A 9710-nucleotide genomic window follows, 5' to 3' on the forward strand; every position below is an offset into this window, starting at 1 on the left:
CCCTGGAGGCCCTGGAGGCCCTGGAGGCCCTGGAGGCCCTGGAGGCCGCGTGGGCCGCGTGGGCCCAGAGGCCGGGCGGGCCGCACCGCTTCCCATGGACCTCGTCACTTTCCGCCGAGAGCTCTCGGCGGCGCGTACCCGTGCCCGTACGCTGTCCCAGTGGCAGAACCAGTGGTGCGCGTCCCCGATGCGAAGGTCGCCCTGTCCACCGCCTCCGTCTACCCGGAGTCGACGGCGACGGCCTTCGAGATCGCCGGGCGTCTCGGTTACGACGGTGTCGAGGTCATGGTGTGGACCGACCCCGTCAGCCAGGACATCGAGGCATTGCGGCGGCTCTCGGACCACCACGGGGTACCGATCCTCGCCGTCCACGCGCCCTGTCTGCTGATCACGCAGCGCGTCTGGTCCACCGATCCGTGGGTGAAGCTCCAGCGCGCCCGCGCCGCGGCGGAGAGGCTGGGGGCGACGACCGTCGTCGTCCACCCCCCGTTCCGCTGGCAGCGCGGATACGCGCGTGACTTCGTCACCGGGATCTGGCGCATGGCGGACGAGACCGATGTCCGGTTCGCCGTCGAGAACATGTACCCGTGGCGGTACCGGGACCGCGAGATGCTCGCGTACGCCCCCGACTGGAACGTCACCAACGACGACTACCGCCACTTCACCGTGGACCTCTCGCACACCGCGACGGCCCGCACGGACGGCATGGCCATGGTCGAACGGATGGGCGACCGGCTCGCCCACGTCCATCTCGCCGACGGCAAGGGCTCCAACAAGGACGAGCACCTGGTGCCCGGACGCGGCGACCAGCCCTGCGCCGAACTCCTGGAGCGTCTGGCCCGCAACGGCTTCGGCGGCCACGTCGTCATCGAGGTCAACACCCGCCGCGCGATGTCCTCCGCCGAACGTGAGGCCGACCTGGCGGAGGCGCTCGCCTTCACCCGGCTCCACCTGGCGTCCTCCTCGACCGAGGTACCGCGCCACCGCCCGTGAACCGGTCCGGGCACTGAGCATCCCGTCCCGCATACCGGACAGAGTGTCCAGATCTTGGAGCCTTGGGCGTACGCTCGGAAACAGTCTTTTCATGTCGAAGGAGCGAGAGACGATGCCCCAGCTGAGGTCCCGCACTGTCACCCATGGCCGCAACATGGCGGGCGCCCGCGCCCTTATGCGGGCCTCGGGCGTAGCGAGCGAGGACATCGGCAAGCCGATCATCGCGGTCGCCAACTCCTTCACCGAGTTCGTCCCCGGCCACACCCACCTGGCCCCGGTCGGCCGGATCGTCTCCGAGGCCATCCGCGCCGCGGGCGCCGTGCCGCGCGAGTTCAACACGATCGCGGTCGACGACGGCATCGCGATGGGACACGGCGGAATGCTGTACAGCCTCCCCTCCCGCGACCTGATCGCCGACTCCGTCGAGTACATGGTCGAGGCGCACTGCGCGGACGCGCTGATCTGCATCTCCAACTGCGACAAGATCACCCCCGGCATGCTGATGGCCGCGATGCGCCTCAACATCCCGACGGTCTTCGTGTCCGGCGGCCCGATGGAGGCCGGCAAGGCCACCCTCGTCGACGGCACGGTCCGCAAGCTCGACCTGATCAACGCGATCAGCGACGCCGTGAACGAGAACGTCTCGGACGAGGACATCCTCCGCATCGAGGAGAACGCCTGCCCCACCTGCGGCAGCTGTTCCGGCATGTTCACCGCCAACTCGATGAACTGCCTGACCGAGGCACTCGGCCTCTCCCTCCCCGGCAACGGCTCCGTCCTCGCCACGCACACCGCCCGCAGGGCGCTGTACGAGGAGGCCGGCCGCACGGTCGTCGAGATCACCAAGCGCCACTACGAGCAGGACGACGCGTCGGTCCTGCCCCGCTCCATCGGCACCCGTGCCGCGTTCGAGAACGCCATGGCGCTCGACATCGCCATGGGCGGCTCCACCAACACGATCCTGCACCTGCTCGCCGCCGCCCAGGAGGCCGAGCTGGACTACGACCTGGCCGACATCGACGCGGTCTCGCGCCGGGTCCCGTGCCTCGCGAAGGTCGCGCCCAACGTCGCCCCCGGCGGCACGTACTACATGGAGGACGTGCACCGGGCGGGCGGCATCCCCGCGATCCTCGGCGAACTGCACCGCGGCGGCCTGCTCAACGAGGACGTGCACGCGGTCCACTCCGACTCCCTCGCCCAGTGGCTGAAGGACTGGGACGTCCGGGGCGGCTCCCCGTCCCCCGAGGCCGTCGAGCTGTGGCACGCGGCCCCCGGATGCGTCCGTTCCGCGACCGCCTTCTCGCAGTCCGAGCGCTGGGAGACCCTCGACCTGGACGCGGCCGGCGGCTGCATCCGCGACCTGGCGCACGCGTACTCCAAGGACGGCGGCCTCGCGGTCCTCAAGGGGAACCTCGCCGTGGACGGCTGCGTCGTGAAGACGGCGGGCGTCGACGAGTCGATCTGGACCTTCGAGGGCCCGGCCGTCGTCTGCGAATCGCAGGACGAGGCCGTCGACAAGATCCTCCGCAAGGAAATCAAGGAGGGCGACGTCGTCGTCATCCGCTACGAGGGCCCGCGCGGCGGCCCCGGCATGCAGGAGATGCTCTACCCCACGTCCTTCCTCAAGGGGCGCGGCCTCGGCAAGAGCTGCGCCCTGGTGACCGACGGCCGCTTCTCCGGCGGTACGTCGGGCCTGTCCATCGGGCACGCGTCGCCGGAGGCCGCGTCCGGCGGCACGATCGCGTTCGTCGAGGACGGCGACCGGATCCGGATCGACATCCCGAACCGGTCGATCGAACTCCTCGTCCCCGAGGCCGAGCTGGCCGCCCGCCGCGCGGCGCTGAACGGCGCGTACACGCCGAAGAACCGGGACCGCAAGGTCAGCGCCGCGCTGCGCGCCTACGCGGCGATGGCGACCAGCGCGGACCGGGGCGCGGTGCGGGACGTGTCCAAGCTCGGCTGATCCGGCACCGTACGCGTAGCCACGCCCGCGTGCACGCACACGCGCAGGGCTCCCGAGGACCCCGCTCTCACCAGTGAGCGGGGTCCTCGCCGTCGACGGCGAACACGGACCCGTCCGGCGCGGTACCGAACACCACCCGGCCCACGGCGACGGGCGCGGGCAGCTCCGACGCGTACGTGAGCGTGCCGTTCCGCAGCCGGGGACCCGTCTGCCCCAGCAGCTTCCCTTGCTCGGTGTCCACGGCGAGCAGTCGCCCGTCGGCCGCCGAGAAGTACAGCCGGTCCGGCCGGCCGCTCCCGTCCCCGGCGGCGAGGACGGGCGCCGACGTCCGCCCCGCCGCGGTCTCCAGCTGCCAGTGAACCGTTCCGCCACCGTCCGGACGCAGATCGACGGCGACCAGGGTTCCGCCGCGGCCCAGCAGATAGGCGGTGTCCCCGCCCACCACGGCCTCCGGTTCGTTCATCCGGAACGGCAGTTCCACCCGCGTGACGCGCCGCCGCTCCGGGTCGTAGCGGACGAGCCCGACCGTCTGGGCGTCCTCGTTCATCGACGTCAGGACGAGCGCGCCGTCCGCGGTCCCCACCGGAGTGAGCATGCCGTCCAGCCGGCGCTGCCACGCCGCGCGCCCGGTTTTCGCGTCGACGGCGGTGACGAGCGTGGTCGCCCCGTCGGCCGAGTGCTCGAAGGCGTAGGCCAGCCCCGGCCCGCCGTCGTAGAGCGCGTAGTCGGGCCGCTGGTGGCCCGGGACGGCGCGCCGCCAGCGGGAGACGCCGGTCGCGGAGTCGAGTGCCTCGGTCGTGCCGTCCTCGGCGGTCAGCAGCAGGGTGTCGCCCGCGGCGAAGGGGACGCCGAGGTACGGGGAGAGGTCCGCCTCCCAGACCCGCTCGCCCTTCGCGGGGTCGTACGCGCGTACCTTCCGGCCCGGCACCGCCGTGTGCACCAGACCGCCGGAGACCGACACCACGGAGGCCGCCGGGCCGGTTCCGGAGGAGCGACGGGACCACAGCACCCGGCCGTCCCCGGGGTCCAGCCGGGCGACCGCGACGCCGGCCGCGGCGCAGTACAGCGCGGCAGCAGGGCCGGACGTCTCCTCGGCGCCGTTCCCTGCGTCTCCTGCGTCTCCCCCGTCCCCGGTGCCCTCCGCGTTCTTCGCGTTCTCCGTGTCTCCCATGCCCTGTGCCGCGTACGCGTGGCAGACCGGTGTGGAACCTCCCGTGGCCGGGAGCGCGGTCCGCCACGGCGCGGACACGGACACCGCCGGGGCCTTCGCCCGGCCACCCGCCCCGCCCGAGCCACCCGTCGCGGCGTACGCCCACACCCCACCGGCGCCGAGGGCGACCAGCGCGGCGACGACCACCGGCCACCGCCACCGCCTGCCGCCTGCGACGGCCGCGTCGGAGTCCCGACCGGCTGTACGCGCACTCACATGCGTGTCGGCCTCCGTACCCGCCCCGGTGTCGTCGACCCCGGGCCACGCGCCCACGCCTGCGACCCCGGCGCTCTCCCGCGCCACCGCCGCCTCCTTCGGAGGGCGTTCCGTACGACGCCGCTGTGTCGGCACGAACGCGGCGGCCTCGTACGAGGGAGGACGCAGCTCCGTCATGACCTCGTCCGGAGTGGGCCGCTGCGCGGGGTCCTTCGCCAGGCACCGGGCGATCAACGGGGCCAGGTCCCCGGGCACCCCCGCCAGATCGGCCTCGTCGTGCACCACCTGGTACGCCACGATGTACGGGCTGTCGGAGTCGAAGGGCCCCCGGCCGGTCGCCGCGTGGACGAGCACGGACCCCAGCGCGAACACGTCGGCGGCGGGCCCGACCTCGCGCGGTCGCTGGAACTGCTCGGGCGCCATGTACGGCGGCGAGCCGATCAGCTTGCCCGTCTCGGTGCGCAGATCGCTGTCGTACGGGCGGGAGATCCCGAAGTCGATGACCTTGGGCCCGGAGTCGGAGAGCAGGACGTTGCTCGGCTTGAGGTCGCGGTGGATCACCCCGGCCCGATGGATGTCGCGCAGCGCCTCGGCCAGCCCCGCCGTCAGCCTGCGCAGCTCGGCGGGGGCCATCGGACCGTTCCGCTTCACCTGGTCCGAGAGCGTGGGGCCGGGCACGTACAACGTGGCCATCCAGGGCCGTGCGGCATCCGGATCGGCATCGACGACCGGTGCGGTGAACGCCCCGCTGACCCGCCGCGCCGCCCCGACCTCCTGCCGGAAACGCGCCCTGAACTCGGGATCCGCGGAGTAGTGCTCGTGCACCACCTTGACCGCGAGCTGAAGTCCCGAGGCGGAGCGCGCCAGGTGCACCACGCCCATGCCGCCCGCGCCGAGACGTGCTTCAAGGCGGTACTGGCCCGCGTACTCCGGATGTTCCGCTTCCGGATCGGCACCGGCACCTCGCAGCGGCGGCATCGCCCACCCCCGTGTGTTCGTCCGCGAGCGCGACGCACGGAGCCTAGTCGATGGTGCGTGCGATGAGGGTGGGGGCTTGTAGCCTGCGCGTCGTACACGTCGTACACATCGATTCTCGACGGGGGAGGGCCGCACGGCCATGGAAGAGCACACGGAAGAACACACCGGGACGACCACGGACGCCGTGGCGGAGGACGTGGCGACGCTCGCGGGCGACGACGTCCCCCGCTACCCGATCGCACCCGGGTACCGCGTCAACGTCCGCAGGGGGCCGGGCACCCAGTACGGCATCGTCCGGACGCTCCCGTACGGAATGAGGGTCCCGGTCTACTGCCAGAAGGCGGGGGAGCGCGTCACCGGCCCGTACGGCACCTCGAACATCTGGGACAACATCGCCAACGGCCAGTTCGTGTCGGACGCCTACGTCCGCACGGGCAGCGACGGCTACATCGCCCCGCGCTGCGACTGACCACCGACCGCCGGCAACGAGCACGGACACGACGGCGGCAACGGCCCGGCCGGGACGGGAACGCCCCGGGAGACGGACGGGGCGGGAACGGCCCGGGGATAATCGATTCCGTGAGCGACAACAGCGAAGCCCCCGGCGCCGACGCCGCCGCCAGGCCCGATGGCGCCGAGCCGCCCCGTTCCACCGCGCCCGGCCCGCAGCCCGAGCCCCTGCCCTTCTTCGGTACGACCTGGGTCGACCACGACGGGGGCTACGGGCTGCGCCGTGTCGGGGCGGCGGTCGGCTCGCTCGCCGCCACGGTCGCCGCCTGCTTCGTGCTCCGTTTCGCCTACCAGGGACTGGAGATCGCCGACGTCGGCAACGTCGTCGGCGTCCTGGTGATCGTGATGTTCGCGATCTGCAGTGCCATCGCCTTCCGCAAGACCTGGGAGGGATTCGGCCGACGGCCCGCCGACCCGGCGCGCGAGGCGAGCCTGCGCGGACTGAAGACGATCGGCTTCATCGGCTCGCTGCTCGCCTACTTCCTACGTGCGTTCATGGAGGCGCCGGGCGAGCGGCTGCGCCGCACGGAGTACGAGGAGGCCCTGGCCCGCTACGCGAAGCGCCGCTCGGCCCGTACAGGAAACCCGGCCGCCCGCAAGGGCGCCAAGGGCAAGCGCCCGAAGCGGAAGTAGCCCCGCTCACGGACTCGGTCCCGGTACAGGAACGGACCGGACCGGCGCGGAATCAGACCGGCGCCGGTGCAGGAACGGGCCGACACGGAATCGGACCGGCCCCGGCACGGAATCGGACCGGCCCGGCAAAAAAACCCGGCGGGCGATCCCAGGATGGACCAGGATTCCCCCATGCCGCCTTCCGACACCGCACGCACCCCCGCCGCAGACAGGTCCGCAGGTGAAGCCGGGTGCACTCCGTCAGGCACCGCCGAGGACGCCGCCCCGCCCCGCGCGCTCTCCTTCGACCGCGCCGCCGCCCGGTACGCCGCGGCCCGCCCCGGATATCCGCCCGCCCTCTTCGACGCCGTCGAGGAACTGGCCGGGCGTCCCCTGCGCGGAGCCCGCACCGTCGACGTGGGCGCGGGCACCGGCATCGCCACCCGGCTGCTCCTCGACCGGGGCGCCCGGGTCATCGCCGTCGAACCGGGCCCCGGCATGGCGGGCCAACTGCACCGGACGCTCCCGCACGTCCCGGTCGTGCGCGGCGACGGCGACCGTCTGCCCCTCGCCGCGGCCTGCGCCGACCTGATCACGTACGCCCAGTCCTGGCACTGGACGGACCCGGGCCTGTCCGCCCCCGAGGCCCTGCGCGTCCTGCGTCCCGGCGGCGCGCTCGCCCTCTGGTGGAACGTCTCCGACCACTCCGTCCCGTGGATCGCCGAGCAGGACGTCCGCCTGCGCCGCTTCTTCGGCGTCGACAGGAGCGCCCACGGTTCCCCGGACGACTCCCCGCGCCTGCCTCCCGAGTTCGGCCAGGTGCGCCGCTCGGTGCCCTGGGCACGGACGGTCTCCCTCGACACCCACCTCGCCAACCTCGGTACCCACTCCGCCTTCCTCGTCCTCGGCGACGAGGCCGCGCGACGGTTCCTCCACGAGGAGCGCGAGCGGCTGTCGGAGCTCTTCCCGGACGGCACGATCGAGGAGTGCTACGTGGTCGAGCTGGTCGTGGCGATCCGCCCGTAGCGACTTCTCTCCACGGTGCGAGGATGACGCCAGCACCACCACGACCACCGCGCACCGACGAACGAACGCGACGAGCGTCGCGAGCACAGCCCGGAGGGTGAACCACATGACCCAGACAGTCGCCGTCCTCGGCACCGGCAAGATCGGGGAGGCCCTCCTCAGCGGCATGATCCGGGCGGGCTGGCGTCCGGCGGACCTGCTGGTCACCACCCGCCGCTCCGAGCGTGCCCGGGAGCTGCACGACCGCTACGGCGTCGACTCCGTCGGCAACGCCGAGGCGGCCAAGCGCGCCGACATCCTCATCCTCGCGGTGAAGCCCCAGGACATGGGCCGGCTGCTCGACGAACTGGCCGCGCACGTCACCGCCGACCGCCTGGTCATCAGCGCCGCCGCGGGCATCACCACCGCGTTCATCGAGGACCGCCTCGCCGCGAACACCCCCGTCGTACGCGTCATGCCGAACACCCCCGTCCTCGTCGACGAGGGCATGTCCGTCATCTCCGCGGGCAGCCACGCCACCACCGAACACCTTGCCGCCGCCGAGGCGATCTTCGGCGGTGTCGGCAAGACCCTGCGTGTGCCGGAGTCCCAGCAGGACGCGGCCACCGCCCTCTCCGGCTCGGGCCCCGCGTACTTCTACTTCCTCGTCGAGGCGATGACCGACGCCGGAATCCTGCTGGGCCTGCCCCGCGCCCAGGCCCACGAACTGATCGTCCAGGCCGCTATCGGTGCCGCCGTGATGCTCCGCGACAGCGGCGAGCACCCGGTCAAGCTCCGCGAGGCCGTCACCAGCCCGGCCGGCACCACCATCAGCGCCATCCGCGAGCTGGAGAACCACGGCGTCCGCGCCGCGCTCATCGCCGCCCTCGAAGCCGCCCGCGACCGCAGCCGCGAACTCGCCTCGGGCAACGGCTGAGCGCGCGTCAGCCGACGGGCGCCCGGCCGCCTCGATCAGTTCCACGCTGCGCACGACCTCCGCGAAGCCGCCACCGTGCAAGGACACGGCGGTGGCTTCGCGCCGGCTCGTCCGCGTCCAGCCCCACGGCCCGACCAGGCCGAAGGTGTACGTCGCGTCCGGCGCGAAGAACACCTTGTACCCGAGGTTCCCGCCCATCCGCGCCGTCGTCTCCGCGCACATGTTGGTCTGGATCCCGGCCACCACGATCTGCCGCACCCCGCCCCTGTCCAGCCACTCCCCGAGAGCGGGCGTCCCGTAGAAGGCGGAGTTCACGCTCTTCGTCAGCAACAGCTCGGGCCCCCGCCCTTCCCCCGCCGCTCCTCCACGTGCTGCTTGAAGCCGTTCCCCGGCCGGTCCGCGCGCAACGGTGAATCCGGCTCGCCCGAGCCGACCTGGTCGTCGTCCCCGGTCTCGACGACCACCTGACACCGGCCCCCGAACCGGTGCTCGACGCCCTGCGCCGCGCCCACGCCCGGGGCACCCCCATAGCGGCCCTCTGCGGCGGCGCCTTCACCCTCGCCCGGGCGGACCGCTCGACGGCCGCCGCGCAGTCACCCACTGGAACCTCACCGAGCTCCTGCGCACCCACCATCCCCTCGTGACGGTCGTTGAGCACCCCACGCCCCGCGTCGACCGGGACGCCGACCCCTCGCCTCGGTACGGGCCCATGCCTTGGCCCACCTGGCCGAACCCCGTACGGTCGCCGCCCTGGCCGCCCGCGTCGGCATGTCCCCGCGCTGCGCCGGGCCTTCCTCCGCACCCTTGACCAGCCGGAGGTTGACACGGCCCGCCCACATCCGTAAGGTGCTCCGAGTTGTCCGACGCGAGCGCCGACCCGGTCGGTCCCCGGACAGCCATTCCGCAGTAACCGCATTCGGTCGACGACGCCTGTCGTCATGCCGCTTGTGTGTATGTGTGAAATGAAGAATCCGCGTTCCGAGGAACGTGACCCCGATTAGCGTCGAGGTCTGTGATTCCGCTAAAGTCTCGCTCGCCGGAAGGGCCCGACGGCCCCGAACGCAAATCCCGCTGACTGGGAATCAGGCCCGAAAGGATCTGATAGAGTCGGAACCGCCGAAAGGGAAAAGCGCGAAAGCGTGGGACCCGGGGCCGCACCGACGAACGTGTGATCCGCCTGCTCCACACCCACATCGAGACAGGCGGCACACACAACACGACCAGCCACTCCGGTAGTCACCTGCTGGAACAGCTACGCGCGGCTATCCGTCTGAACTACCCCGCTG

At 72.3% G+C, this 9710-nt stretch carries 7 protein-coding genes and 2 pseudogenes; 7 read left to right on the forward strand and 2 right to left on the reverse strand.

What is annotated here, in order from left to right:
• The first annotated feature begins 159 nt into the window (after positions 1-159).
• Positions 160-993 carry a sugar phosphate isomerase/epimerase family protein gene (locus AMK22_RS28420; protein WP_073789661.1) on the forward strand — a complete coding sequence of 278 codons (834 nt, stop codon included), beginning with the start codon at positions 160-162 and terminating at the stop codon, positions 991-993.
• A 112-nt stretch (positions 994-1105) separates the two neighbouring features.
• Positions 1106-2956 (forward strand): dihydroxy-acid dehydratase, encoded by a 1851-nt coding sequence (gene ilvD / locus AMK22_RS28425; protein WP_073789663.1) that lies wholly within the window; start codon positions 1106-1108, stop codon positions 2954-2956.
• 67 nt (positions 2957-3023) lie between these two features.
• Here ilvD and AMK22_RS28430 read toward each other — a convergent pair whose 3' ends face one another.
• Positions 3024-5360, reverse strand: a complete 2337-nt coding sequence (locus AMK22_RS28430; RefSeq protein ID WP_073789665.1) for a protein kinase domain-containing protein — start codon at positions 5358-5360, stop codon at positions 3024-3026.
• 139 nt (positions 5361-5499) lie between these two features.
• On the opposite strand from AMK22_RS28430, the gene AMK22_RS28435 reads away from it, so the two are divergent.
• The 4 genes from AMK22_RS28435 to proC all read left to right on the forward strand — a co-directional run bounded on the left by AMK22_RS28435 (position 5500) and on the right by proC (position 8424).
• The gene (locus AMK22_RS28435) at positions 5500-5829 is read left to right on the forward strand and encodes an SH3 domain-containing protein (RefSeq protein WP_073789666.1); all 330 of its coding nucleotides are present in this window, start codon (positions 5500-5502) and stop codon (positions 5827-5829) included.
• A 110-nt stretch (positions 5830-5939) separates the two neighbouring features.
• Complete coding sequence (locus tag AMK22_RS28440; protein ID WP_073789668.1) at positions 5940-6503, forward strand: hypothetical protein; 564 nt, start codon at positions 5940-5942, stop codon at positions 6501-6503.
• 171 nt (positions 6504-6674) lie between these two features.
• Positions 6675-7508, forward strand: coding sequence for a class I SAM-dependent methyltransferase (locus AMK22_RS28445; RefSeq protein WP_079186442.1), 834 nt, complete (start codon positions 6675-6677; stop codon positions 7506-7508).
• 106 nt (positions 7509-7614) lie between these two features.
• Complete coding sequence (gene proC, locus AMK22_RS28450; protein ID WP_073789669.1) at positions 7615-8424, forward strand: pyrroline-5-carboxylate reductase; 810 nt, start codon at positions 7615-7617, stop codon at positions 8422-8424.
• Between the two features lie 24 nt (positions 8425-8448).
• Here the strand turns inward: proC and AMK22_RS28455 are convergent.
• A pseudogene (locus AMK22_RS28455) lies at positions 8449-8852 on the reverse strand (isochorismatase family protein); the annotation flags it as partial.
• Between AMK22_RS28455 and AMK22_RS38640 the strand changes: the two are divergent.
• Positions 8844-9204 (forward strand): annotated as a pseudogene (locus AMK22_RS38640) (DJ-1/PfpI family protein); the annotation flags it as partial. The pseudogenes AMK22_RS28455 and AMK22_RS38640 sit on opposite strands and share 9 nt — an antisense overlap.
• Between the last annotated feature and the right edge of the window lie 506 nt (positions 9205-9710).

This window comes from Streptomyces sp. CB01580 (genome assembly GCF_001905795.1).
Classification (GTDB): Bacteria; Actinomycetota; Actinomycetes; order Streptomycetales; family Streptomycetaceae; genus Streptomyces.

Coding starts and splice junctions, on each gene's coding strand:
- ilvD (WP_073789663.1), top strand. CDS start 1,106: ATGCCCCAGCTGAGGTCCCGCACTGTCACCCATGGCCGCAACATGGCG.
- AMK22_RS28435 (WP_073789666.1), top strand. CDS start 5,500: ATGGAAGAGCACACGGAAGAACACACCGGGACGACCACGGACGCCGTG.
- AMK22_RS28445 (WP_079186442.1), top strand. CDS start 6,675: ATGCCGCCTTCCGACACCGCACGCACCCCCGCCGCAGACAGGTCCGCA.
- proC (WP_073789669.1), top strand. CDS start 7,615: ATGACCCAGACAGTCGCCGTCCTCGGCACCGGCAAGATCGGGGAGGCC.
- AMK22_RS28430 (WP_073789665.1), bottom strand. CDS start 5,360: ATGCCGCCGCTGCGAGGTGCCGGTGCCGATCCGGAAGCGGAACATCCG.